Below are 24,770 nucleotides of genomic sequence, written 5' to 3'. Positions count from 1 at the left end.
GCTTGCACAGCAGTCTTGACTATCAATCGCCGGACAGTTTTGAGCGTATGCTCACGGTGACGATTTAAACCGTCCGAGAAATCGGGGGTAGTCCAGAAACATTATTGGACCATCGACTAGTCTCACCTCGGAACAAGCAACCGCCCAGTCAATGTCACCGCATCGAAGCTGTATACATGTTCGCGCGGATTATCCGAGCATCTACCAACCAAGCGGCCAGGGTATGCCGCCTTACCCGCGCGTATTTCGATCGTCCCCGAACAAACAGGGCAGGTGGACGAATGTCGCACCAGACTGAGCCACCCAGGGCCGGTTTTTCGGTCCTTGTCGCGTGTCAGGCGCAACTGTGCATATGTCTGCTGCAGGCTGAGTATCAGGTCGGGCGCAATAGTTATGCGCTCAAGGGGCAACTCCCAAAGCGAACGAACGCTCCACCAGGTTAGCGATGCGATACCTGCACCGAATGCAATTGACGTAATAAGTTGAAACGACATTGATCGCTGAGCAATCAATACGAAAGCTAGCGTGTACCAAAGCAAGAGTGTCGTCACCATGACGATTCCTAGGCATACGATGAGAACGATTCCGCGCCACGATCGGGTAGGGAAGGGGTGTTTCAATAACCACCGCAACCAGAAAATGGGTTCGGCCGGCTCGCGGGTATAGGCAACAGCAACTGAGTTTCCGAAGCCGGGGTCGGATGACGGCTGCGATGGCGAGTCAACGGGCTCATCGCTCAACTCCGGCATCTCATCAAACCGGAAGCTATATTCGGTCGAATTGCCGCGGCCGCCGCCGCTGGCCACGGTGATGGCTGGAATCCAAGGCGATCCGGCCGCCCGAAACCATTGCTCAATGGATGATTTTCTCGAATTCCACCAGCGTTCGACCTCCTCCCGACGCAGCCATCTGCCGGCAGTAGCTTCGCGCAGACTGCCACCGTATTTATTGAAGTAGTTATTCGCGAGCTGCTCCACTTCACTTACCGGTGGACGCCTGGAGGCTTCGAGTTCGGCCATTGTCATATCGGCCAGAACGATAAGTGCCCGTCTGAACTTATTATTTCCGCCTTCTCGCTCAAGCCAATCGACAAGCAACCTGGCTGCCCAAAGGTGCGAATGGCCGGTTTCGGCCGGTTTATCCCTGTTTTCGTCCATGACCTTCCCCCGATCGTGTTTTCCACCTCAAGTGTGTGGGAGAGACGACGATGTGCCAATCAGAAATAGGGCGACTCCACCTTCAAATACCCTTTGGTCTCCGGGATGGGCGGATATGGGCGCCACTCGAAGTCGACAACGGTGAGGCATGCGGCTGCGTGTGTCCGGCCTGTGCGGCTCCGCTCGTGGCAAAGCATGGGCATGGAAAGAGGAGGCCACATTTCTCTCATAGGGCCACCGGCGAGTGCTCCGGGAATCTAGAATCCGCAATACATAACCGTGCTAAACGATTGATTTATGAGAATTCTATGATACTTCTGCCTATCTGGGCGGGGCTGCCAGGATTCCCCAATCCGCCGATCGCCCAGACCGTTTCGGGCCGCCTGATTGCTGGAGACAAGATTGTTTGGCCGGCCGAGACCGTCGATCTCGGCGACAGTCGGCTCGAGCCGGACTTCGGACTATTTCGCCCAGACATCGCTGCCAGAGACGAGCAGGGAGAGCTTCTCATCGAGATCCGAGTGAGCCATGCCGTGGACGACGCCAAAGCGGCCCTGGTTCGCCAAGGCGGGCATCGGATGATCGAAATCAACCTTTCCCAAATAAGCCCGGACACCTTATTTGATGCCGAAGGCTTCAGGAACCAGGTTCTGTTTTCGGAAACCAATCGGACCTGGATTTCGAATCCGGCCGCTGAAGGCGCATGGGAACTGGCTCGGGACCGAGTGAACGCGCTAGCAGCCGAGGAATCCGCCAAGGACAGGATTCCAGGAGGCAGTTCGAGCCAGACCCAAACGCAGTCCGACTCAAGCACCCGAGGGCAACCAAGGGCCTTCGATCCAGGCGAACTTCTGCCATTGTCGCGAGCCGAAAGCGAAGATCGGCAGCGGTATCCGCGTATAGGCACAATTACTTGGCAGGCGGGTCTTGGTTACGGCGTTGTCCTGAGCAGAGCGACGCGTGCTCGGGCCGTTTATAGGGTCCAGTTTGGGCACGGTGTCCGGCTGATCTTTTTCAGGGGAGACGAGCCAAAGCGCCGGTTCTGATAAGGAAAATAGCCAAAACAGGCAATGTCGCACCACATCTGTAATTGCGCATAATGTATATTATGTCAAATTACAGAAAGCATATCCGCAAGGCCTTATGTCGTCTACCCATTAACTATGTCACCTTGCCAATTAACCATGTCACCCCCTAATACTCGGTCATCTTTTGCTCGCATTGAGCACCTGTGTCGCAGGAATGACCGTGCCAATCGACTGACTAGGACGGTTTAGCTAACTAATGATTCCGCAGACCAATGGCGATGACGCGCGCCGGAATCCGGTTAACTATGTCACCTCCCATAACCATGTCATCTTTTTACACCCGAGCTTCACTGATTTGCCGGGGCGCGTGCGATTCCCATGCGATCCCGGCATGCTTGCCTTAACCTCCGTTCCTGCCGAGCTCGTGACCAATGGCCGACCAAATAGCAAAGCGCCGCGAGCACATCCTTTCCGTACTGCAGGATGTAGTCCATGAAAGCGGAAACTCAATCGAATTTGATGCCGCCTCATGGCTTGATGGATGGCTAAGCCATCCTTTGCCGGCTCTGGGCGGGCACTTGCCGTCTGACTATTTGGAAACAGACGATGGCTGTGACCTCCTCGTTCAACTTATACGACGAGCGCAAACGGGTGCCTTCTCTTGAATAATACAGAGGAGCCTACTTCTTGTGCCGCCCTGTGGCCTTGGGTCGCGCAGGCGTTTTCGCAGCCGCTTTAGCTTTTCGTGCTCTGGAAGGCGCGTCGGTCGCCGCTCGCTGAGCGAATGCTATTTCCAGGGCGGCAGCGCGTCCTGCATGGTGCGCTGCTTGCCGTTCGGCTTCCTGCCGAGCAGCCTGCAAGGTGACATTCTGCTCCGTCGCGCTCGCCAACGCCTTGGCGTGATCGCGTGATTGGCTATCGAGCCGTTGCTGAAGCGCCTTAGCTTCCTGACGCGCGCGGTCCACTTCCTGATGAGCGCGATTTTCCACATCGCGCATATGCGCCGCATATTGCTCACGTTCGCTGCGTATGACTGCTTCTAACGAGGCCTGCTCAACGCGTAGTACATCGATCTCTGCACGCTGCTGATCCGTCAATATTTGTAGGCGATCCCGCTGCCGCAGCACGTCGTCGCGTAAGGCATGACTGTCTCGTAATTGACCATCCAGTGTGGCGCACGCATGCTCTACCAAGTCCCGGCGTGCCTGCGCTTGGGCAACCGCCGTTTCGGCCTCAGCTAGGGTGCCGGCCCAACGAGTTCGCTCATCCGCGAGGCGAGCTTCGGCGGCGGTCAGCGCGGCGCGATCGTCGCTGAGCCGCGCCTGGAGGAGGTGATCGACATGCTCGACCGCTACGCGCCACAGCTCGGTCATCGCCTGCCCCGCCTCGACCGGGATACCAGGCAATGTCTGAAGTCGTCGCAACCGTTCGCCCAGGTCGACACGCCAGGTGTCGAGCATGCGCATGACCGTATTCGGTGACCCGGTCCCCAACGCGACACGGACTTTCTCCACGGTCGGATTCTCGCCGGCGGCCAACAGCGAGTCGGCGGCGGTGTTGACCTGCTCTTGGGTGATCCCGCGTGCCATACCCGGTCTCCTCGATCGACGCCCTGCCCTTACCTTGACGTACTCACGATAAGTGATGATTATCACCAGTGCAGGCCTCATTTCGTAATATACATTACATATTATGAAGAAAAAATACATCTTGCCCGCTGTGGCCGAATCCGCCTCCAGCTTGGTGCTGCCCGAGCAACTGGCGCAACAGGCCGCCGACGCAGTGCGTGAACTGCTGGCTGAAGCCGCGGCAGCCAACACGACTCGCAGCTACGCCGCCGCCCTGCGCTACTGGGCTGGCTGGCACCAAGCGCGCTTCGGCGTCGAATTAACGTTGCCGGTCACGGAGGCTGTGGTGATCCAATTCCTCGTCGATCACATTCAGCGCAAGAACAAGACCGGCCTGGTGAGCGAGCTGTCGCCAGCGATTGACCAAGCACTGGTCGCGGCCGGCCTCAAGGCCAAGCTTGGGTCGCTCAAGCTATCGACGGTCACTCAGCGTGTGGCCGTGTTGTCGACAGCCCACAAGCTAAAGCGGCTGCCCAACCCCTGCGAACTGGCTAGCATCCGTACACTGCTAAGCCGTGCTCGACGCTCGGCGGTCAAACGCGGCGAGCGTCCGGTCAAGAAAACCGCGATCACGCGCCCGGAGCTTGAAGCCATGCTGGCGACTTGCAACGATTCGTTGGAAGGCCGACGCGATCGCGCCCTGCTCTGCTTTGGCTTTGCCAGCGGCGGGCGCCGGCGCAGTGAGATCGCGGCCGCGGATATGCGTGACCTACGCAAAACCGGCGAGGATGGCTATGTCTACCGGTTGGAGTATTCAAAGACGCAACAGGCCGGCGTGACGGTGGATTCGACTCCGGACAAGCCAATCCTGGGGCGCAGCGGCCAGGCGCTAACGGCCTGGCTGGAAGCGGCGGGGATCCGCAATGGACCGATTTTTCGGCGGATATGGAAAGATCGCGTCGGCCCTGCCCTTTTGCCAGGCTCCGTCGCGACGATCGTCAAACGGCGGGCTGCCATGGCTGGCTTAGAGGGGAACTTTGGCGCACACAGCTTGCGGTCGGGCTTTGTTACCGAGGCGGGCAAGCAAGGCATCCCCCTGCCGGCAGTGATGGCGATGACAGAGCATCGCTCGGTAGCGAGCGTGATCGGGTATTTTCAAAGCGGACAAGCGGAAGACAACCCCGCGGCCCGTCTACTAAAGTAAGCGGTGACTGGTACCGCCATACCCACTGTTAAGGCACGGTGGCTAGCTAGAACACGCAGGTCGCTGCCAGATCGTGCGCAACCTGCCTGCCTTCCGAGCGGCATCAACGCTAGCGGCGTTTGCGGTAAAAACGCATAAGTCCGGTACCGACAAGTAGTCGATGTCATGCGTCAGGACGGCCAGGGTATTAGTGAAGCGGGCTTCCTGTAAGAGAAAGAGATCATAACCGTCAAGCTTGTACTGACTGATGTCCCCAAGCATAACGGTGGGAGTTTGGGCCGTGACGTTCAATCCGTGCGAAGACTGACTTGCAGATTCCACTCCCCTCCAGGTGGTCAGTATCTCAACAAGTACTTTGCGTCGTAGCTGGGTGTCATATCGTGAGTCCTTTACCGAAATCCTCCGTCCCGAAGCGCTATTCGAAACAGCCACCTCCTCTTTCTCGATGATGTGGCTCATTTCGGGCAATGTAAAAGAACTGCGACGCAAAACGCAGCTCTCATTCAGGCATCGGGCAATGAAGTCCGCATAGTCCGGTGTTTCGACTCGAACGCCTGGTAGCGAGAACCGGCTGTACTGTGTACAGAGCCACGCGTTAGTGTCGACCAAGACTTCCGGAGGAAGTGCGGTATTTGCATCTCTGATGTCGTACACCCGAGCCTTCACTGGGCGGTTCATGATCCGTGCATTCACCGAAGATGGTTCCGTTAGTTGGGCGCAGATGCGGCGTAATGCTTCTTAGCGTTGTCAATGACCCGACGAAGAGTCTGGAACCCCAGCGGCGAGAGATGCTGAAATTCTAACTTCCTGTTGAGTTCATCAGTTGACAAGCGAGCGAGCAGTCGACCAATCCCAAGATTGAAAAATGGCGTAGAAAATACTTCGACGCCGGAGAAGTCCAGCTCGATGTGATCATCAGCAATGTTTTGCATGATGAGGTTGTAAAGTGCTTCGCCATCTTTCGAGGACACAGCGTTTCGGCCCGAAATATCGATCACTGAAATCTTCATAGGTTACCTTTCAAAATATCGGGGTTCCGCTGGCCGGCTGTTCTTGTGAAAGCTCTTCCTCGAACATGTAGTGCATGTTGTCACAGCGAATCTTCAAATGAATGATCGTTGCCGAAATGGATAGCAGAAGGTGCCGAAACTCTTCCATAGAGCGAGTTACACTTCCGTGACCATGATGGCTATAAACCTCCACAGCCCCATCGTTGATTTTGACAAAATCCTTTATCAGATCAAGACCAAGGCCCCGGGCGTACCGTTCATGAACCGCCGTCGTGGTTCCTCGTGTGAACGCCCAGCTCAACGCCTCCCTACCATTAATCCATTGGCGCCCCAGCTTCAACGCAGCGTTTGACGGTATGCCACGACCGAAATCCGCCACGGTGAGTAGCAACGTGTTATCGGACGCAAGCTCACCGCAGGTGTACACGCCGTGCTGCGAGTCGCCATGTTCGAAAGCGTTGGCATAGATTTCCCATAGCCGGCTAATGAATGCATTCTGCAACAAGGGGCTCATGGTCAAGCTGGCAGGTGCAAGCCACTTTTCTTTCAGAAACTCGATGATCGAATCGTGGTTATCAATCAGATCATGCCGAAATAACGCGCCTGACGGAGCGGACATTCCGGAGATCATATGCTGTGCGCAGCCACTTTCTAGGAAGCGCAAGTAGACCGAGTCACTCATGGCAGCGATGTCTACCCGAACAGGAACACCCCGACCTCGCAGGATTCGATAGAGCCCAGCAAGCAGGACCATTCCGATTGGACCCAACTTCAAACACTTCGAGAAGTCGAAAACAATCTGCTCACCGTAAGGGGTTCGCATAGCCTTAGCCCACAAGTGAGCAAGTTGGTCGTACGAAATGTACGTTCCGTCGCAGGTGGGGAAATCAAGTCGCACGCTTAGCCAAGGTCCTCTGCATCCATCGCAACGCCATCGCGCATTCACAAGAAGCGTACCAGTGCTACTAGATCCTTGCCCATCGTTCGCGCGCTATGGTGCTCTACTATAAAGCTGGATGATTAGGCGATGGCGCCGAACTCGTTGGGCTCCGGTGCTCTTGCGCATGGCCACGCAGCAATGGGAAGGCGAAAAAAGCCCAGTCCTGCCAACTTGTTAGCTAAACGCCTTTCGTGCTGCGCTTCCTTGGCTCCTTTTAGGCGGCAATATGCGGCCGTCCATAGCCTCGAATTGGTGGCATCCGCTCTTTAGTCCACTCGCGCTAAACCACCAAAGCGGAGACCAGCCGCATGTCAAGCAAACTTGACATGCACTTGAAAAACCCCGAGAGAAGATGTGTAGGCTAGCCGCAAGAACATGGGGAACAACGGATGATTACTCTCAACACCGAGAAAGGGCTGGTGCGTCTGGAATCGTGGGACGACGTCCTGACCCGTCCAGGTTTCGTTGCCGACCTCGATCCAAAGGCAGTCAAACTCGACCGTATTATTGGTAGCTACGCCCTCTTCCCGTTCCTTCCCTGCGGGCTGTCCTCGTGCCATACATCCCACGGCAAGGGCTATTTGGTGGCGACCAGCGATGGGCGTGAGACCAACATAGGTAAAGACTGCGGCAAAAGGTATTTCGAGGTCGCGTTCGAGCGAATGGCAAAGGCATTCAATCGCGACCTGCGCAACAAGGAGCGCAGGGAGATCCTGGTCGCGCTCCAGCACCGCATTCCCACTATCGAGGAACGCATCGCCGTGCTCATGGATGAACCGAACGGCGCCAAATGGGTCAATAGGCATACCAGTCACCTAGTCGACTCGCGCAAGGGACTGCCTTTGGCTGTCCTTCTTATCGTCGGCGGCCTCGTACGGAGACGCAGTGGTGCTCTCACCCGTTCGAGCGTCGCCAAGGCCACAGACCTGGAGCGCATGCGCGCTATGGGCCAGCGCATCCAGCCTGGTGAGAACTATGTCGAGGAGGTGATCGGCCAACTCGACGGCATCGCTGCCTTATATAAGGAGAACGACTTACGGCGGCTGCTTGTGGTCGACATGGCCAACCTAGCAGCCGTGAAAGCGATGGACATCGATAACGCCAAGGAAAAAACGCTGCGGGATCTTGCTAAGTGGAGTGAAGTCATCGAACCGAACTTAGCTCAGGCCGCAGGAGTGGTTGCACTTGGGCGGTTACTATTGACTCAGGAAAACCTGAGTCAATTGCTTGTACTCCTTTCGAGTAAGGAGGATCGGCGGGTGTTCAACGCGTTCCTTGTGGAGCTACCTCAAGGCCGGTCGCCAGCCACCTGAGCAACGCTTAGTTCTTGCGGGGTTTGGCTATGGTTTTTGGCGTAGTTCTCCAAGGGAAATGCTTAGGCACGTGCTTCACTCTGATTTTTGCTCCTGGCCTTTGGCCTGCGTTTCATACCGAACGAATGAGGTCATCGACGGACGCGCGCAGAACCTCCCATGACGTACGACACGTCGCTTCATCGAAATTTGCCTGCATCGACACCTCCACCCATGGGTGTACAACGTTCCTGGATTCACGCAGCGCATGGCCAAATTTCCCGCGATCACTCTTTAGCCAGCCAACATCTACGGCTACGTCCACCAAGACGTTGAGTGTCCAGTCCTGGATAGCTGGTGATTTTCCGTTCTTATCTTTCGGCGCTTTCGCCGACTGGTAAGCCACCGAGGGATGCCGCAGCGAACGCGCGAGAAGTAGTGCTTCAAGCACGCTGCCCATCATGATGATAGCCGAGGTGTAGCAGCCGGTGTGTACGCACTTCTGCGCCTCACGCCATCGACGCTCGACCGACTCCTTCAGTGATGGAACCGTAATAGTCAGTCTAGATACGTCGGGTGGCGCAATGATTTGCTTCTTTACCGGAGCATTGGGCGCCGCAATCAAGAAGCGTTGCGCACTCTTAATGTGGGCAGCCAGTGCTTCAAGCCTGACGCGGCGACTCATTGTTTCGAAGTTAGGATCTCTATCAAATTGAGCCAGCATGTTCGTTGGCAATCCTTCCACGCCCTCAATCACGTGTCGGACCTCTCGAACTTTAGCGTCAACCTCGCGCAGGCCGGGAAATACATCGGTCGCTGCTCTTCCATCCGAAAGGGTAATTTCCTTAAGGATAGCCGCCAGCAACGAAAGCGCAGTCGTACGATCCATAGCTACTCCTGGTGGAATGCAGCGGCACCCGCCGGAGTCAGTCTCCAACGTCGCCCCGCATACATTACCAATCGTCAGCGACCTTTGCATTGCCGCATCAGGCCGCTCTTGGAATTTGGATCTGCCGCGCACTGCTAGAAATAATCTAGAAGGACTTAGTGAGTTTGCCTACCCTCTTGCTTGTACCACACCACGCATCCCAAACACGCTTGGCGCACTGACAGTTATTTCGTTCAATTTTCTGCAATATCACGGCCCGAGCATCGTCAATGTTACGAAGGCCATACTCATTGGTGTCCTAGAGGCCACCGTCATTGAGCCCAACAAAAACGTCGCGAACGAAACCATTCGCTGGCTCGGCATCAGAGAATGCGAGTCGCCCAACAGCGACAAATGAAGGGGCACGATCTGTACCATGATGCCCTAATCATGATGAGTTTTCTGCAGCCAACAATGTTCATCTCATCATTCAGCTGACCTGCGCCGTCTTTTCTTTGATCAACTCGCCAAAGACTTCAACGACTCCTGCTCGCCAGCGTCAACGCGATCATCGTAGGGCTACTTGCCTCGGCATTCTATAATCATGTATGGGTGAGTGCGGTGCGCAGCCGCTACGACATCGCCTTTGCCGCGATCGCTTTCATGGAGATCACCTGGGCAAGGTGGCCGGTATTAATCATGGTGACCTGGTGTCTCGGTGCATCGCTGGTGATCTCTACGTCCTTGGCGTGACGCGCAGGCTCGCTTGTCGCGACCCGATGAATCCGTATGGTCACCCCGTGCACCAAGGGAGGCAACACCCCGATCACTACCCAACATGATGGCAACCCACGATCGATGAGTTCGTACAGCAGTGCGTGAGATATGATGCAAGAGAGCCCTGTCAGGCGTGTGGGCCCAACGGAGGCTCTCATGTGGATCACAATAGAAGAAGGTTATTTTGCAGCCTTGATGGAAAATCTGCTCAAGTCGACACCCAAGTTGATGCCTTCACCCGCTCCAGCCAGCGCGAGTGACACAGTCCCTTTCGTCAATAGCTGGACCGCGCCCGATTTGACGACACCCATGTCAGCTTGGCCGGCGACGTACGCGCCGATCGCGTCGTCAATCGTACGGACGTGGGTGAATTTGCCCGTCCCATTGTCGATCTGAAATTTACCGATAGTGGCACCGGCGCCGTTAGCCGTAATCACGACATCTCGGGTCTCGCCGTTCTTGCACGTGATAACGCCTTTACCTGTGGCGTGCTTATAGACGACCGACCATTCGTTCAGTGAGAACTTCATGGTGCACTCAAGCTCGGCAGATTGCGCCCGCGCCGGAAGCGAAGGCAGAACAGCCAGCCCGAGGACGGCGATGGCGCAAAACATAGCGTGACGATGAATCATGGGAAGACTCCTTAGCCGGGAAAGCCGGTGAATCATGGAAACATCTGCCAAGCGCGGCCACCTTGATATGCATCAACTGAACTGAGCTACGCCTCCTTTGCCAGGCTCGATTCAACATGCAAGCAGAAGCGGTAGCCGGCTGTGCTGCAGCATGTATCGCGTTACGCCGCCCAATGTGTACGGCGTCGACTGGGGATGTGCCCAAGCGCCCATGACGAGAAGGTCTGCATGGACAGCCAGCGCCTGCTGCTGAATCACGGCACCCACCTCGCCCTGGATGCGCAAGGGATGATGGCGAACGGGCAGGCCATGGCGTTTCAGCCAGGGCAGCACGGGCAACGACAAGTGAATATCGCTCGCCTGGACCATGCCTTCGTCGCAAAGCACGATGACCTCCATCGCCTTGGGCAGTAAAGGAAGCGCTGCCTTGATCGCGCGCGCAGCCCCTAATGAACCATCCCAGGCCAAGGCGATCCGGCGTATCCCGGACATTCCCTGCCAACTGTCGGGCACGACAATGACAGGGGTAGCGTGGCGCGCTACGCCCCGACCGGGAAACGGCAAAAGATGCGACTCAACACGAACCAGCCGCCCTATGACAAAGTCGGCCAACGTGGCCCGCCGGACCATGACGTCGTCATAGATGCCGCGATGGACCTCCCAGTCACCGGACACGCCGTTACTGCAACATAGGGTGCGCCACCACGCTGATCGCTCCCAGGCCATGAGTTCTTCGCTATCGAGCAGATCGGTGGGCTCGGGAACCGCAAGAAGCGGCGCATCCAGCGCGACCACATGCATGCCTGTGACATGCGCGTTGTACTGGCGCGCCAGACTGAAGACAAACCGCAATAACGCCACATCACTGCACGGCTGTTCAGCCTCGACAAGGACATCCAACATCCCCTGACCGTGACAAGACGCTATGCCGATGCCGGGCATACGGCACGGTGGCGCCAAACTGTGCGTGTCGGTCATGTCGTCAGACCTCGCAGGCGGCGATTTCATCCGGAAGCACCCGACTTAAGCGCTCCTGCAAGGCTTTCGGCGACAGGTCGACCAGATCGTGCTGGACTTCCCCGACGACCATGTCGAACACCTTGCTATCGAGATGAAGGTTCAGGCGATCAAGGAACTTCCGCGGGGCGACCAGCACGATGCGATCGAACTGGCGGCTCTCGAGCCCCGCCCCCAGCGCGTGCGCAATAACCCTCGCAAAATAGTCCACCGCCTGATCCCGCACACGGTCCGTCTTCTTGGATCTCTTTTCCGTCCCATGCTTATCGTGCGGCCGCGAAAAGCAAATCACCTCAGTCAGGCCGGCATCTTCTTCGACCGTGGCAAAGATACGTGCATTACTGGCATCGGCGACCATTACCCATGTCGTTGTCATGAGATTCACCCAGAAAAGTGGTTGTTTCAGTATTGCTGTTCGCATCCATGCTCGGCTCGCGCACATCGGTGACAGAGCTATTCCGACGCGCATACGGTCTTCGATCATGCGCACGTCTCGCCGCCTTCCGCTCGCGCCTATCGCTTATCTCGCCATGAAGTTCACCCAGCATGCGGCGGCAGAGAGCTTTGTCGTTCAGGCATCGCTCCATAAGGAGCCGGGTTCTATTGTTCGGATTTGCCGCAGACGGTGTGTTGATATCGATCAAGGCCGCTTTAGCCAGGGCAACTACTCATACGCAACCGTGCGCAGGTCACCTGCGTCAGACCGCTGTCAGGACGGCGGCGCCTTCAAATCGCCCGGCGCGCAGATCGTCGAGGGCCGTAGTTTCCCCTGGAATACTCCACACCATGGACGCCGGACTTGATGTGCATCAACGTCCCGCCCCGATGCGCGCGTATTTTTGGCATACGGCTGCTGCGCCGCGGGTAACTCAGCCATCTTCTACTCGTAGGCGGGGTGCGTTATGTGGAAAGACATCATGGTTCCCTTGATGGGCGGTCTTGACGATGAAGATGCCTTGCGCGTGGCCAGCGATCTGGCCATATCCATGCAGGCGCGCGTGCGCGGCCTGCAGATCGCGGAGTTACCGATCCCTGCCTATAACGCCTGGTCGATCCTGCCCGACTATGACATGAGCGAGGTGTACGATCAGATTCGCCATGCCGCACAGTCGATGGCCGCTAAGTGGCGGACGAAGTTCAGTCACCACGGGGTGCCGATAACCATCAACGTGGTGGATGCGCTCTATGTCTCGCCCTGGAGTACCGTGGTTCACGAAGCCCCGTGCGCCGACCTTATCGTGGTGGCCTCGCAGGATCGCGGCAACGATGACGCCAGCGGATTTCGGCGAAATCTCGCCCCTCTGTTGCTGCGCAGCGGGCGTCCCTTACTGGTGGTCCCGCGTCATGGTGCGTTGACGGGACACCTGTCACGAGCCGTGGTCGCCTGGAAGAACGTACGCGAGTCTATACGCGCCTTGCATGATGCCCTGCCGCTACTGAAACACGCAGGGACCGTCGACGTGGTGACCGTCGATGCGCCCGACGATATGCACATGGAAATGGAGGCCTTATTGGGCCACCTGTCCGCGCACGGTATCCAAGCATCCTGGGTCGCCCGACGCTCGAATGGCACACCCGTCGCAGAGATACTCATGGCGCATGCCACGCACGTGCAAGCCGGTGTCCTGGTCGCCGGAGGATATGGCCATTCACGCCTTCATGAATGGGTGCTTGGCGGTGTGACACGTGAACTGCTCGAGCGCGCAGAGCTTCCTTTGTTCCTGTCTCACTGAGACCCAAGGAATAACGACCATGGAAGCTGCATTCACCCTAACGTAGGGAGGTACATGCCATGAGCTATGCATGGAATAGTTTTGTCCTGCCGTTTGATCCATTTACACCCGCTGCGGCGCCCGCGAGCCCCTGGCTGGATGCGTGCGCATGCACCATCGACGCCATGACCGAGTGGAACCGCCACCTGTTTGGCGCCATGGTCTCGCCGGAGATCTATGCGGGCCTGGGCTGGTACGCGTGGCAGACCCTGCGGCCAGGGTCGGGCCGAGCATGGCTCCCCGCCGCCGTATCACGGGACAGCGCCGAACCTACCGTTCTGACGACGGGTCTGAGCCCGGTGGATCAGGCCATGGATGCATGGCGCCAGTGGATCGGTCAGTACCTCCAGCAAACCCGTACACAAGTGGATACCGCGATCGATAACTGGATGACCGGGGTGAAGTTCGTCGCGGGCACCATGGCGACGGCGTCCCCGTGCCAAACCGAGTGTGCGTCCGACGCGTCCGTCGTGGCGCGCCAGGCGCGTATGCCCCCCCCTGCGACGCCCCGAGATCGCCAAACCTCCAGTGCAGGACAACATGCTTCCACTTGACCGGCATCAACGTGCGGTTGCATCGCCCGATTAGGGTGGTCGGCAACCGTCCACGCCGGAGAGTGACCGATGAAAACCATGCAAGCCGCCGTTGTTCATACGTTTGGCCAGCCCCTCACGATCGATGAGGTGCCGATCCCTTCGCCAGCGCCGGGCCAGGTGCTCGTAAAGATCGCCGCCACCGGCGTATGTCACACCGATCTGCATGCCGCGCGTGGCGACTGGCCGGTTAAACCCTCGCCGCCGTTCATTCCCGGACACGAAGGGACCGGCGTGGTGGTGGCGCTGGGCGCTAGCGTCGATCACGTCAGGATGGGCGATGCGGTCGGCATCGCCTGGCTCCACGATGCCTGCGGCCATTGCGAGCACTGCCTGACCGGTTGGGAAACACTTTGCGAGCAACAGCACAACAGCGGCTACAGCGTGAATGGCACCTTCGCACAATACGCCCTTGGCGACGCCGACTATGTGGCTCGGTTGCCCCCGAACGCGGATTTCAGCGCACTCGCGCCGGTGCTGTGTGCGGGAGTAACGACGTACAAAGGTATCCGTGAAACCGACACCAGGCCGGGCCAATGGATCGCTATCTCCGGTGTCGGCGGGCTGGGCCACATGGCAGTCCAATACGCCAAGGCGATGGGACTGAAAGTTGTCGCGTTGGATGTGGCGCAAGACAAGCTCGCCCTGGCCCGTCAATTGGGCGCCGATGCCACCGTCATGGCGAACGCCGCCGATGCGGTCGCTAAGGTCATTGAACATACCGGCGGCGGCGCCCACGGCGTGCTAGTCACCGCGGTATCCCCGCCGGCATTCGAGCAATCGCTCCAGATGGTACGTCGCCGTGGCACGGTCGCGTTGGTCGGCCTTCCACCCGGTGGATTTGCCACGCCCATTTTCGACGTCGTGCTCAAGCGCATCACGCTACGCGGCTCGATCGTCGGCACGCGGCAGGATCTGGCCGAAGCCATCGCCATGGCCGCCGACAGCCAGGTGCAGGCGCATATCCATCACGCGCGGCTAGGCGATATCAACCAGGTCTTCGAAGACATGCAAGCGGGTCGCATCGACGGACGCATCGTCCTGGACATGTAGTTTTATCCCTTTCTGGAGCATCCCATGTTCAAACATATCCTGCTTCCCACCGACGGCTCGGAACTGTCGCTTCGCGCGGTCGCGCTCGGCGCCAGGGTGGCGGCGGCCTGCCAATCTCGCGTCACCGTGCTGCATGTCGTGCTGCCCTTGCATGTCCATGCCTATCTGGCCGATATGCTCGCGTCGGTGGACATCGACTACACGATCGAAGCGGAGCGTCAGGCGCACACCTACCTCGATGCCGCGGCAACGGTCGTGGCACAAACGGGGGGAGACTGCCAACGGTTGGCCCTGTGCCGCGAACGCGCGGCACAGGCCATTCTCGATGTCGCCGCGGAACACGCCTGCGACCTGATCGTCATGGGATCCCATGGCCGGCAGGGCATCCACCGGCTGTTGTTGGGTAGCGAGACGCACGACGTCCTCGTGCAAGGGGATATTCCGGTCCTGGTGTGCCGCTGAGTGGTCAAAAAAAGCGGCCGCGTGCCAAGGCATCGCGGTCGCTTCCTCCCTCGACACGCGCGCGTCAATGCGCCATGAGCACGGGCAACCTGGCGCGCTGCAGGATGTAGCGCGTCGCGCCCCCCAAGATCCATTCGCTGAAGCGTGAATGTCCCCACGCTCCCATCACGAGAAGATCGGCATGCGCGTCAGCCGCGGCATCCAGCAACGTCGGTCCAATCGCTTCCCCGGACATCTCTACCGTGCGAATGGCCAGTGCGTCGACGCCTTCGCGTTTCAACCACTCGCGTAGGGGTAACCGCGCCGGCGATAGTCCGGGCAGCGGTTCGGTGGAACCGTCGATCACGGTCACCGCGATCGCACGTCGCAAAAACGGCAAGGCTGCGCGGAGCGCCCGCACCGCCTCGAGTGATCCGTTCCAGGCCACGATGATGTGGCGATACTCCGGATCCGGCACCGGATCGGCAGGAAGCAGCAGCATCGGCGACGCACCGGAGAGGAGCACGTGTGTCAGGTAGTCAAATCCCAGCGAATAACCGGTATCCAGGCTCGGCAACGTACTGACGGTCAGGTCGGCTAGGCAGGAGCGATGCGCCAAGGCACTGGCATAGGGGCCGCGCGCGACCTCCCAGCATCCTTCCACCTGATGTTGCCGGCATAGACGCGCCCACCAGCCGGTGCGCTGCTCGGCTTCGATTTCCATCTGGGCGAGCACCGCCGCCACGTCCGGGAGGGCGAGCGAGGCGGGCACGATGTCGATCACATGCAGCCCGGTCGCGTACGCACCCAGCCGGTGCGCAAGCGGCAGGCCGAGCTGAACGACGGGCGCATCGTCGCGCATATCTTCGACATGAATGATCAGGTCATACATGAATGAATCTCCCCACGTCGTGCGTACTCATGCCGGGCGATCGCGCATGACAAACAAGGCGATGACATACCCCACCGCGCTGAGACCGCAAAGCCACTGAAGGACAGCGGGAAAGGGGTCCGGCAACGTGATCAGCAACAGCACCGCGGCACCTACGGCAATCATTAACAACGCGCGGGGAATCCAGACCTGTCGGCGCGCTTGACGCACTTCGTGTGTGCTGGCCATAACCACCTCATCTACCAGAAGGTGAAGTCAGCATGCTCGCTGGCCAGCCCGGCGGCATTGATGCGTATCAACTCAGCCCATCACGCCAAAGCAATCGTCTCGTGACGCGCCGGTGCACGGTGCGCGATGCCCCGGGCAGTCAGGCAGGTGGCCATGGCGGACATGCCGCGCTCGTATTCACCATGCACAAGGAAAACGCCGCGACGCGGCGCAGTGCCCAGCCAGGCAAGCAATCCCGCCTGATCGGCGTGCGCCGAAAAACCGTTGATCGTCCAGCACTGCGCACGCACCGGTACCGACTCGCCCAACATACGCACGCTCTTGGCGCCATCGATGATGCGCCGGGCCAGACTGCCCTGGGCGGCGTAGCCGACGAAGATCACGCTGCACTTTTCGCGCGCGAGATTGTGTCGCAGATGGTGTACCACTCGCCCCCCGTTGCACATGCCCGAGCCGGCAAGGATCACCGCGCCACTGCGCATGCCGTTGATGGCCATCGATTCGCCCACGTCGTGAGTGATGTGGAAGTTCGGGGGCGAAAAGGGATCGCCCTGACCGAGCGTCTTAAGAAAGTCCGCGTCGAAGCACTCCGGATGACGCCTGAAAATAGCCGTCGCCGAGATCGCCATGGGCGAATCGAGAAACACCTGCATGCTTCGCGGCAGCGCCTCTTCCAGAACGCCTTGACGCAAGTAATAGAGCACCTCTTGCGCGCGCTCCAAGGCAAAGGTGGGAATGACCACGTTCCCGCCACGAGCCAACGTTTCGGCCACGGCGCCATAGAGTTCCTTTACCGAGTCGGGGAGCGAGCGATGGGCACGGTCACCGTAGGTGGTTTCCATGACCACATAATCCGCCTCCGGCGCAGGCGTCGGATCACGCAGGATCGGGCGCGCGTCACTGCCTACGTCGCCTGAGAAGACGATGCGACGGCGGCGACAGCCAGTGTCCAGCTCCAGCAGCACGCAGGCCGAACCCAGGATGTGTCCGGCATCGATAAAGGTTGCCACCACTCCTTCGCATAGCCTCAAGGGCACGTTGTAGGACGCGGGCGTATCGAACGTTGCAAGGCAACGGTCGACATCATCGGGGGTAAAGAGCGGCGGCCGCCCGGCCATATGTCGAGTGTCTTCCGCCTGCAATCGGGCGGCGTCGGCCAACACCAGCGCGGCCAGTTCACGCGTCGCGGCCGTCGCGATGATTGCCCCGCGAAAACCCTCACGGACCAGACGGGGCAAGCGACCGCAGTGGTCCAGGTGCGCATGCGTCAATATCACCACATCGATCGAGGCGGGATCGAAGCCAAACGGCTCACGGTTGGCGACCTCGAGCTCGCGGCCACCCTGGAACAGCCCACAATCGACGAGTACCCGTTGGGAACCGCATTGCACCAGATGACAGGAGCCGGTCACCTCCCAGCCCGCGCCATGGCAACCGTACGTGAGCACATCCTGCGCACCAGTCACCGCCTGGCCTCGTGCAGTCATCGTCGCTCCCTTGCTCTGACGCATTTCGCGCGACGGAAGCTCGACCACCGAATCTCGCGTGATGACTGCCATCTCAATGCCTCATCCATACAGGAACCGTGGCATGTTCAAGAACAAAGCGCGTCGCTCCGCCGCGCACATGCTCTTCCAGGCGAGGGTGGTTGTAGGCCCCCATCACCAGCACATCGGTTTTCAGCTGAGCAGCCTCTTCCAACAAGGGCGCCCCGGCGCACGCATCGGTATGGATCATGCGGGCATGGACCTTGATGCCGAACTGCGACAGATAAAGGTACGGATCAAAGTGCGGCATGGCGCCGCGCCGTCGATGCGTCTCCAGGGAGCCGTCCAACACGTAGACCTGTTTCGCCCGGGCGATCACCGGCAACGCCGAATAGATCGCGCGCGTGGCCGAATCGCTGCCATCCCACGCTAGCGCTACCTGATCGAACGTCGATACAGGGACATCGCTGGAGGGCAGGATCAAGCAGGGCATCCGCGTGACGCACACCGCCTTACCAAAGCGGGACGTGATGCCTGCGCTCTTGACGAGCGCATGCTCGAGCACCGCCAGGTCGTGCCAGTTGCCCAGTTGCGACAGCAAGGCAGGCAACGCTTCGTCGACGCAACGCCAATGCACCTGGTGCACGCCTTTTTCCAGCGCGAACGCGGCGAAGTCCCCGCTCGCGCTGGCGTCGGCCGGAACGCCCGGCGGGTCATAAAGCAGCGACATCACCGTCGGCTCGCTTTTTCGACGTGGTGCGGGCCGCGGTTCCAGCAGGCAACCGGTCAACGAGCTTCCCCAGGCCGCCGCCAGGTTGACCGCGGTCGTCGCCGCGGCGCTCCAGGGGGCGCCGGAGGTCACCAGCGCCAGGATACCAGTGATCACCGGTGCGGCCGGAAGCGCTGTCCGATGCATGGCGGGGACAACCCTCGGTTTGGCATGCTGCGTGGTCATGCGTGACGCCTCGGCTTACAGGTGGAGCGAATGAATGACTTGCGTGCTGTCATCGGGATCCAGGCCCCGGGTGAATCCGAGATAGGCGGCCAGCTCGCGCATGGCGCTGTTGCTGGAACTGTCGATGGAATACATCGTCTTGAACCCGGCGGCGCGCGCCTTGGCGATGAGGTGCTGCATCAAGGCGACGCCCAGCCCCCGGTGCTGCCAGTCCTCGGCCACGGTCACCGCGCATTCGCAACTGCCTTCGGTGGCGGCGCTGTAGCGGCTGACGCCGACTTCGCGCAGCTCACCATTGTCATGAACCAGCGCGATGAATGCGCAGCTATCGGGTTCATGGACGTTCATCAGCTGACCCAGCAGGGCATCGCTCGCGCCTCGCACTTGGGCCAGGAAACGAAAGTGACGCGAGGTCGGTGACATCCGCTCGATGAAACGACGCTCGCGCTCCCGATCGTCGTCTTGCAAGGGACGGATCAGTACATGGCTGCCGTCGTGCAGGGTTTCGATCCAATGATCACCCGCGATGGCGGCATAGGCCTGGGTGGCGGCTGAGGTAGGCAGAGATGACATGTCGTGCTCCCGGCAAGGTCGCGTGTATTCGCGTTCGTTGGTTTTAGTCGATGACGCCCAAGCGCGTCTTGACCGAAATCAAGAGCTCGCCAAACGGCGTAACGGCGGGGCGCCCAGGCTGTCGAAAAGCTCGTCTTCCTGGGCAAGATGCAGCCGCAGTACCGTGTCCAGACGTACCAGAAGGCGCTGTATCTCGCCCGGCGCGTTCACCGCCGGGTCGTCGCCGGCCACGTTCATCCCGTCAAGCAACCGGCACAACCTGAAGATTTCGCGGTGTGTCTGACTCATACTCGCGAGCGGGTCGTCTCCCGGCAGTCGCCGAGCCAGGTCGGGGTACAGCTGCATGTCATCGTTGCGCTCATGCGGGATCACGCTATGAGCGAGCAGATCGACGATATCGGCCAATTCGTGCCGGGCCCGGGCGGGGGTCGCCTGTCCCAGGGTTTCCGCCGCCCGATGGATGCGATCCAGTACCGGTGCCAGTTCGGCATGCTCCCGATCCAGCCGACCGCGCATGTCGGCGGCGAGCACCGGCTGGCCGCGCCGCAGGCCCAGCGCGCGCAGGGCATAGACGATCACCGCCACGTCGATGCCTTCCTGCACCAGGGCGCCGGCCAGGGGCGCAAGCCATCCCAGGGCGGCCAGCAGCATGGCCGCGAACGATAGCCCCATGCCGGCGACGACACATTGGAGAGCGATGCGGCGCGTGTCGCGCGCGATGTGAAGCACGTCGGGTATGCGGTCCAAACGGGCATCCAGCAGCACGATGTCCGCCGCTTCCTGCGCAGCGCTCACGCCCTGTTCGTATCCCACCGCCAGGCTGACACTCGCTGCCGCCAAGGCGGGCGCGTCGTTGATGCCGTCGCCGATCATCAGGGTTGGCGCCTTCGCGCTGGCCTCCACGACCGCGGCAAGCTTCTGCTCTGGCGTGAGGTTGGCCCGAACCTCATCGATACCCGCTTCTTCGGCAATCGCCTGCGCGCGCGCCTCGCCATCACCTGTCAGCATGACGATACGTGTCACGCCCGCAGCGCGCAGCCGACGTACGCAACGTGGCGTGTCGATGCGCAACGGATCCTTGAATACCACCGCACCGGTGAGCACGCCGTCCACCCTGACAAACGTGCATCCGGCATCGTCATGCCGTACACGGTTCAGCAGACGGCGTACCCAGAGCGACTCGACGGAGTTGTCCCCACCCAGGTAACGCAAGCTCCCCATCGCCACGTCGTGGTTGTCCACGCGACCCCGCACACCGGCACCGGCCGTCTCGACCACGTCCGTGGGCGAATCCAGGCGAACCTGCTGGCTTCGCGCATGCGTCACGATCGCCCTGGCCACGACGTGGCTGGACCCTTGCGCCAACGAGGCCACCCATTGCAGCAGCGTCGACGGTGCCCACGCGCCGGCGGTTTCCACGTCGCACACCTGGGCATGACCGACGGTGAGCGTGCCGGTCTTGTCGACGAACAGCTGATGAACCTGTGCCAGCGTTTCCAACCCGCGGCCGCTCTTGACCAGCACGCCATGGCGGGCAGCGCGCGACATGCCCGCCACCATGGCGATCGGCACCGCCAACAGCAACGGGCATGGCGTTGCCACCACAAGAACCGCCAGGGCGCGCAACGGATTGCCGCTGACGTACCAAGCCACACCGGCGGCCACCAGCGTCAACGGCACGAAGGCCAATGCATACCGATCCGCCAGACGCGCCATCGGTGCGCGCGATTGGCATGCCTCGCGTGACAGGCGAACGATGCGCGCGTACGTGCTTTCCGCCGAGGGCGCAGTCACATGCAGGTCGAAGGGCGCGCCGGCATTCACGACACCGCTGCGTATCGTCTCCCCTCGCGCCCGGTAGACCGGCATCGCCTCGCCGCTGAGGACCGATTCGTCGAGCACGGCGGCGCCCTCGACCACGATGCCGTCGGCGGGAACGACTTCTCCGGAGCGCACGAACAACCGATCGCCTTTCTCGACGTGCTCGACCGCCACTTCCTCCAGCGTCGCGCCACAGTAACGCCACGCACGCTGCGGGGCACGCTGGATCAGCCGCGCTAGTTCACGTTGCGCGCGGCCATTGGCATAGGCCTCGAGCGCCTGGCCGCCCAACAGCATCAACGCGATGACCGCGGCCACCAGCGTCTGTTCGTAAAGCAACGCCGCCGCCATCGCGATCAACGCGATCCCATCCACGCCCCACTGGCCGCGACGCCAGGCGCGGATCATCGACACGAGCAGCCCCACACAGGCGAACCCTGCCATGACCGCCCAGAGGCGAGAGGCCCACAGCTCCCGATGCGTCAGATGCAGCGCACCACCGAAGAGTAAGGTCGATAGCCCCAGGAGGAACGGCACAAACGGTCGGAGGCGCGGCCAGGCCATCAGTGCAACACCAGCACCGGCACATCGGTCGTCTGGATGAGCTTGCGTGTCTCGCTGGCATGCCGCCAGGGAACGTGGGCAGACACACCCTCGGTCGCCATCACCACCAGATCGCAGCGCTCACGCACGATGGCGCCGGCGATGGCGCAGTACGGGCGCTGGTCGAAGGCATAGCCCGATGCGTACGCCACGCCCGCCGCGTCGGCCATCGCGCAAACGCGATCAAGGTACTGCTGCGCCCGGGCAATGGCCGCCTTCTGGTACGTCGCATCCAGCTGTTGGATCAGGTCGGCCAGGTAGGTCACGGTCGACAACGGCGGCAGCACATGAAAAACATAGACCTTGGCCTGCATGGCGGCAGCCAACGCGACGCCCTTGGCCGCACCGTCGAACGATGCCTCGGTGCCGTCGATCGGAAGACAGATATGTTTGAACGGCGCCTGCGTCACATCCGGCGGAGTGGATCGCCCCTGGACCTGTGCGGCATCGCGAAAGTGAGCGGCGGTGCGAATACGTTGCCGGTGAAACCGGCCATGCAACATGTTCATGAGGCATCACCCTGTCTGAAGTTCGACGGCAGTGTTGCCCCGGCGCGCGCGCGCCATCTTGACGACGATCAAGTGGGCGCAGGCAGCGCATCGCTAGCCTTCACGCGACTCCCTTCAAGGCACCATCGTTATGGCTGCAGTCTCTTCAGCTGTATGCGTGAAATCCCCCTACTGGTGGCGCCGACTGGGTGCGGGCCTGGTCACCGGCGCCGCCGACGACGACCCCAGCGGCGTGGCCACTTATTCGCAGGCCGGCGCTCAGTTTAGCTACGGCGTGCTGTGGACGGCCGTATTCACGCTGCCGTTGATGATTGGCATCCAGATGGTGAGTGCGCACGTCGGACGCGTGACGGGCCGCGGCCTGGCCGACAACATGCGCCGGATCATGCCGCGTTGGCTCGTGTCCAGCCTGGTGGGGCTGTTACTCATCAACAATGTCATCAATCTGGGCGCCGATATCGGTGCGATGGGCCAGGCGGCCGCGCTGGTCACGGGTGGCCGGTCGACCGTGTACGCGCTGGGCCTGGCTTTGCTCTCCCTGGGGTTGGAAACATTCGTACCGTTTCCCCGTTACGCCCCCTGGCTCAAGGTGATGACGCTGAGTCTGTTCGCCTATGTCCTGACCGCGTGCATTGTCGACATCCCGTGGCGCACCCTGGCTCTCCACGTGTGGCCACACCATGTGGACCACGCGTACCTGGTCACTATCACCGCGGTGCTTGGCACGACCATCAGCCCCTACCTGTTCTTCTGGCAGGCCTCGCAGGAGGCCGAAGAGGAAGAGGCCGATCCGGACTCTTCGCCGCTGCTGCAGGTGCCGACGCAGGCCAGGGACGCCTTCGCACGCATCCGCACCGATACCAACATCGGCATGCTGTACTCGAACACCGTGGCGTTTTTCATCATGCTCACGGCGGCGGCCGTGCTGCACGTCCATGGTGTCACGACGATCCGCAGCTCGGCGGATGCGGCCCAGGCACTCGAACCCTTGGCCGGCCCGTTCGCGGCGCTGCTTTTTTGCCTGGGCATCATCGGTACGGGATTGCTCGCCGTACCCGTGCTCGCCGGCTCGGCGGCGTACGCGGTGGCCGAAGCCTTGGGGGTACGCGGCGGCCTGGGCAGCAAGCCGGCCGAAGCGCGCGTGTTCTATGCGATTCTCGGTGGTGCCACGCTGTTGGGCACGCTCATGACGCTCTCGCCCATCGACCCTATCCGCATGCTGTTCTGGTCGGCCGTGATCAATGGCGTGATCTCGGTACCGTTGATGGCGGTCATCATGTGGCTGTCGGGCCGACCGAGCGTCATGGGTGAATTTACCGTCCGCGGCCCCTTGCGCTGGCTGGGCTGGACAGCGACGGCCATCATGGCGATCGCCGCGTCCGGGCTGATCGCGTGATATCACTCATGGTGGCACGTCATTGTCCTGCTCGCCTTCGTCCGCAACGTCGCGATGACGCCCCGGCTTGTCCGTGACGAGGACGGCGGCACCCGGTTGCAGCGCCTGACGCAAGGGCGCACCAAAGACCTCCGGTGCGCGGATGTGCTGAGCGACATCGGAAGCATCCGGTACCGCGCCATCCCCGGCCAACCGATAGGCCAACCAATGATGCACACCGCGGACAGTATTCGTCCGTGGCGGATCGAGCACATACAGCACCGTGCCGGCGAACGGGTAGTTCGCATCCACCGTGATGGGGGACGATGCGAGCAGCACGCCATTTTGCAGAACATACACGCGCAGATCATGGGTGCTGACGACGATGTTCAACGGCGAGGTGTCCAGTACCGCAAGCGACGAGGCGTCCTGCCCATCGAGCAGCATCGGCTGCCCGGCCAGATTGATGGGGGCCACCACGGCCGGGTACAGCTGGTCCACGGGCGCGGCACCATCGCCGGCCACGACGACGACATCGCCTGCACGCGTCGCGGCGAACAGCCGTTGGGCAAACGCCGGTGGCAGCCGGATACAACCGTGCGAGGCCGGATGATCCGGCACCTCGCCGCTATGAAGCGCCACGCCGTCCCAGGTCAGGCGCTGCATGAATGGCATGGGCGCATTGTCGTAGCGATTGGAATAGTGCTCGCGCTCTTTCTGCAGGACGCGATACACCCCCGGCGGTGTGTCGTAGCCCGGTTTACCGCTACTGACCGGTGCCGCACCGATCAGCGTGCCGTTGCTGTAAACGAAGATCCGTTGTTCCTTCAGGCTGACCACGATCACCCTGGGGCCCCGTGGTGCGATTTCCGGATGCCAGAAATAGGCCGCGGATGCAGCGAGCGACACCGTCGCCCCGCTCAGGCGCACGATGAGCACCACGATGCGACCCACCCCTGTAAACCTGCCGCGCAT

Annotated in this window: 26 protein-coding genes; 10 read left to right on the top strand and 16 right to left on the bottom strand. The window is 60.6% G+C overall.

The features are described 5' to 3' along the window. Positions 1-122: 122 nt before the first annotated feature. Positions 123-1,157, bottom strand: coding sequence for a hypothetical protein (locus ACZ6WW_RS06975; protein ID WP_465273554.1), 1,035 nt, complete (start codon positions 1,155-1,157; stop codon positions 123-125). A 308-nt stretch (positions 1,158-1,465) separates the two neighbouring features. Between ACZ6WW_RS06975 and ACZ6WW_RS06970 the strand changes: the two genes are divergently transcribed. Together ACZ6WW_RS06970 and ACZ6WW_RS06965 are read left to right on the top strand one after the other, a co-directional pair. Continuing rightward, positions 1,466-2,203: a hypothetical protein gene (locus ACZ6WW_RS06970; protein WP_465273553.1), complete on the top strand. Its 738-nt coding sequence runs from the start codon at positions 1,466-1,468 to the stop codon at positions 2,201-2,203. Positions 2,204-2,616: 413 nt separating this feature from the next. Beyond that, positions 2,617-2,850 carry an antitoxin Xre/MbcA/ParS toxin-binding domain-containing protein gene (locus tag ACZ6WW_RS06965; RefSeq protein ID WP_465273552.1) on the top strand — a complete coding sequence of 78 codons (234 nt, stop codon included), beginning with the start codon at positions 2,617-2,619 and terminating at the stop codon, positions 2,848-2,850. A 15-nt stretch (positions 2,851-2,865) separates the two neighbouring features. Here ACZ6WW_RS06965 and ACZ6WW_RS06960 read toward each other — a convergent pair whose 3' ends face one another. Next, positions 2,866-3,774, bottom strand: a complete 909-nt coding sequence (locus ACZ6WW_RS06960; RefSeq protein WP_465273551.1) for a DNA-binding protein — start codon at positions 3,772-3,774, stop codon at positions 2,866-2,868. Positions 3,775-3,877: 103 nt separating this feature from the next. Here ACZ6WW_RS06960 and ACZ6WW_RS06955 point away from each other — a divergent pair, with 103 nt between their 5' ends. Further along, on the top strand, positions 3,878-4,957 hold the full coding sequence (locus ACZ6WW_RS06955) for a site-specific integrase (protein WP_465273550.1): 1,080 nt from the start codon (positions 3,878-3,880) through the stop codon (positions 4,955-4,957). 707 nt (positions 4,958-5,664) lie between these two features. Here ACZ6WW_RS06955 and ACZ6WW_RS06950 read toward each other — a convergent pair. Beyond that, entirely contained in the window at positions 5,665-5,967 is a 303-nt protein-coding gene (locus ACZ6WW_RS06950; protein ID WP_465273549.1) for an STAS-like domain-containing protein, read from the bottom strand. Positions 5,968-5,977: 10 nt separating this feature from the next. After that, positions 5,978-6,649, bottom strand: a complete 672-nt coding sequence (locus ACZ6WW_RS06945; protein ID WP_465273548.1) for an ATP-binding protein — start codon at positions 6,647-6,649, stop codon at positions 5,978-5,980. Between the two features lie 647 nt (positions 6,650-7,296). Between ACZ6WW_RS06945 and ACZ6WW_RS06940 the strand changes: the two genes are divergently transcribed. Beyond that, the gene (locus tag ACZ6WW_RS06940; protein WP_465273547.1) at positions 7,297-8,220 is read left to right on the top strand and encodes a hypothetical protein; all 924 of its coding nucleotides are present in this window, start codon (positions 7,297-7,299) and stop codon (positions 8,218-8,220) included. A gap of 112 nt (positions 8,221-8,332) precedes the next feature. On the opposite strand, the gene ACZ6WW_RS06935 is transcribed toward ACZ6WW_RS06940, so the two are convergent. Continuing rightward, positions 8,333-9,088, bottom strand: a complete 756-nt coding sequence (locus ACZ6WW_RS06935; protein WP_465273546.1) for a hypothetical protein — start codon at positions 9,086-9,088, stop codon at positions 8,333-8,335. A gap of 600 nt (positions 9,089-9,688) precedes the next feature. Between ACZ6WW_RS06935 and ACZ6WW_RS06930 the strand changes: the two genes are divergently transcribed. Beyond that, the gene (locus ACZ6WW_RS06930) at positions 9,689-9,820 is read left to right on the top strand and encodes a hypothetical protein (RefSeq protein WP_465273545.1); all 132 of its coding nucleotides are present in this window, start codon (positions 9,689-9,691) and stop codon (positions 9,818-9,820) included. A gap of 203 nt (positions 9,821-10,023) precedes the next feature. On the opposite strand, the gene ACZ6WW_RS06925 is transcribed toward ACZ6WW_RS06930, so the two are convergent. The 3 genes from ACZ6WW_RS06925 to ACZ6WW_RS06915 all read right to left on the bottom strand — a co-directional run bounded on the left by ACZ6WW_RS06925 (position 10,024) and on the right by ACZ6WW_RS06915 (position 11,977). Beyond that, on the bottom strand, positions 10,024-10,476 hold the full coding sequence (locus ACZ6WW_RS06925; protein WP_465273544.1) for a hypothetical protein: 453 nt from the start codon (positions 10,474-10,476) through the stop codon (positions 10,024-10,026). 111 nt (positions 10,477-10,587) lie between these two features. Then, the gene (locus ACZ6WW_RS06920) at positions 10,588-11,418 is read right to left on the bottom strand and encodes a universal stress protein (RefSeq protein ID WP_465273543.1); all 831 of its coding nucleotides are present in this window, start codon (positions 11,416-11,418) and stop codon (positions 10,588-10,590) included. Positions 11,419-11,458: 40 nt separating this feature from the next. After that, entirely contained in the window at positions 11,459-11,977 is a 519-nt protein-coding gene (locus ACZ6WW_RS06915) for a host attachment protein (RefSeq protein ID WP_465273571.1), read from the bottom strand. A 433-nt stretch (positions 11,978-12,410) separates the two neighbouring features. Between ACZ6WW_RS06915 and ACZ6WW_RS06910 the strand changes: the two genes are divergently transcribed. The 4 genes from ACZ6WW_RS06910 (at position 12,411) to ACZ6WW_RS06895 (ending at position 15,373) form a co-directional block, all read left to right on the top strand. Next, positions 12,411-13,226 carry a universal stress protein gene (locus tag ACZ6WW_RS06910; protein WP_465273542.1) on the top strand — a complete coding sequence of 272 codons (816 nt, stop codon included), beginning with the start codon at positions 12,411-12,413 and terminating at the stop codon, positions 13,224-13,226. Positions 13,227-13,285: 59 nt separating this feature from the next. Continuing rightward, entirely contained in the window at positions 13,286-13,819 is a 534-nt protein-coding gene (locus ACZ6WW_RS06905; RefSeq protein WP_465273541.1) for a hypothetical protein, read from the top strand. Between the two features lie 69 nt (positions 13,820-13,888). After that, positions 13,889-14,911 (top strand): alcohol dehydrogenase AdhP, encoded by a 1,023-nt coding sequence (adhP, locus tag ACZ6WW_RS06900; protein WP_465273540.1) that lies wholly within the window; start codon positions 13,889-13,891, stop codon positions 14,909-14,911. A gap of 24 nt (positions 14,912-14,935) precedes the next feature. Then, positions 14,936-15,373: a universal stress protein gene (locus ACZ6WW_RS06895; protein ID WP_465273539.1), complete on the top strand. Its 438-nt coding sequence runs from the start codon at positions 14,936-14,938 to the stop codon at positions 15,371-15,373. 64 nt (positions 15,374-15,437) lie between these two features. Here the strand turns inward: ACZ6WW_RS06895 and ACZ6WW_RS06890 are convergent, their stop codons facing one another. The 7 genes from ACZ6WW_RS06890 to ACZ6WW_RS06860 form a co-directional block, all read right to left on the bottom strand. After that, the gene (locus tag ACZ6WW_RS06890) at positions 15,438-16,244 is read right to left on the bottom strand and encodes a universal stress protein (protein WP_465273538.1); all 807 of its coding nucleotides are present in this window, start codon (positions 16,242-16,244) and stop codon (positions 15,438-15,440) included. A 27-nt stretch (positions 16,245-16,271) separates the two neighbouring features. Beyond that, positions 16,272-16,472, bottom strand: a complete 201-nt coding sequence (locus tag ACZ6WW_RS06885) for a hypothetical protein (protein ID WP_465273537.1) — start codon at positions 16,470-16,472, stop codon at positions 16,272-16,274. An 80-nt stretch (positions 16,473-16,552) separates the two neighbouring features. Beyond that, positions 16,553-17,959, bottom strand: a complete 1,407-nt coding sequence (locus ACZ6WW_RS06880) for an MBL fold metallo-hydrolase RNA specificity domain-containing protein (protein ID WP_465273536.1) — start codon at positions 17,957-17,959, stop codon at positions 16,553-16,555. A gap of 73 nt (positions 17,960-18,032) precedes the next feature. Next, the gene (locus ACZ6WW_RS06875; protein ID WP_465273535.1) at positions 18,033-18,914 is read right to left on the bottom strand and encodes a universal stress protein; all 882 of its coding nucleotides are present in this window, start codon (positions 18,912-18,914) and stop codon (positions 18,033-18,035) included. A gap of 15 nt (positions 18,915-18,929) precedes the next feature. Continuing rightward, positions 18,930-19,487, bottom strand: a complete 558-nt coding sequence (locus ACZ6WW_RS06870) for a GNAT family N-acetyltransferase (RefSeq protein ID WP_465273534.1) — start codon at positions 19,485-19,487, stop codon at positions 18,930-18,932. A gap of 78 nt (positions 19,488-19,565) precedes the next feature. Next, positions 19,566-21,872 (bottom strand): heavy metal translocating P-type ATPase, encoded by a 2,307-nt coding sequence (locus tag ACZ6WW_RS06865; protein ID WP_465273533.1) that lies wholly within the window; start codon positions 21,870-21,872, stop codon positions 19,566-19,568. Continuing rightward, entirely contained in the window at positions 21,872-22,420 is a 549-nt protein-coding gene (locus tag ACZ6WW_RS06860) for a universal stress protein (RefSeq protein ID WP_465273532.1), read from the bottom strand. Before ACZ6WW_RS06860 ends, ACZ6WW_RS06865 begins: the two co-directional genes overlap by 1 nt. 157 nt (positions 22,421-22,577) lie before the next feature. Between ACZ6WW_RS06860 and ACZ6WW_RS06855 the strand changes: the two genes are divergently transcribed. Beyond that, the gene (locus ACZ6WW_RS06855) at positions 22,578-23,816 is read left to right on the top strand and encodes an NRAMP family divalent metal transporter (protein WP_465273531.1); all 1,239 of its coding nucleotides are present in this window, start codon (positions 22,578-22,580) and stop codon (positions 23,814-23,816) included. A 6-nt stretch (positions 23,817-23,822) separates the two neighbouring features. Here ACZ6WW_RS06855 and ACZ6WW_RS06850 read toward each other — a convergent pair whose 3' ends face one another. Then, the gene (locus ACZ6WW_RS06850; protein WP_465273530.1) at positions 23,823-24,770 is read right to left on the bottom strand and encodes a L,D-transpeptidase family protein; all 948 of its coding nucleotides are present in this window, start codon (positions 24,768-24,770) and stop codon (positions 23,823-23,825) included.

Source organism: Dyella sp. NPDC103356, from assembly GCF_055584465.1.
This window is presented reverse-complemented; position numbering and strand designations above follow the sequence as displayed.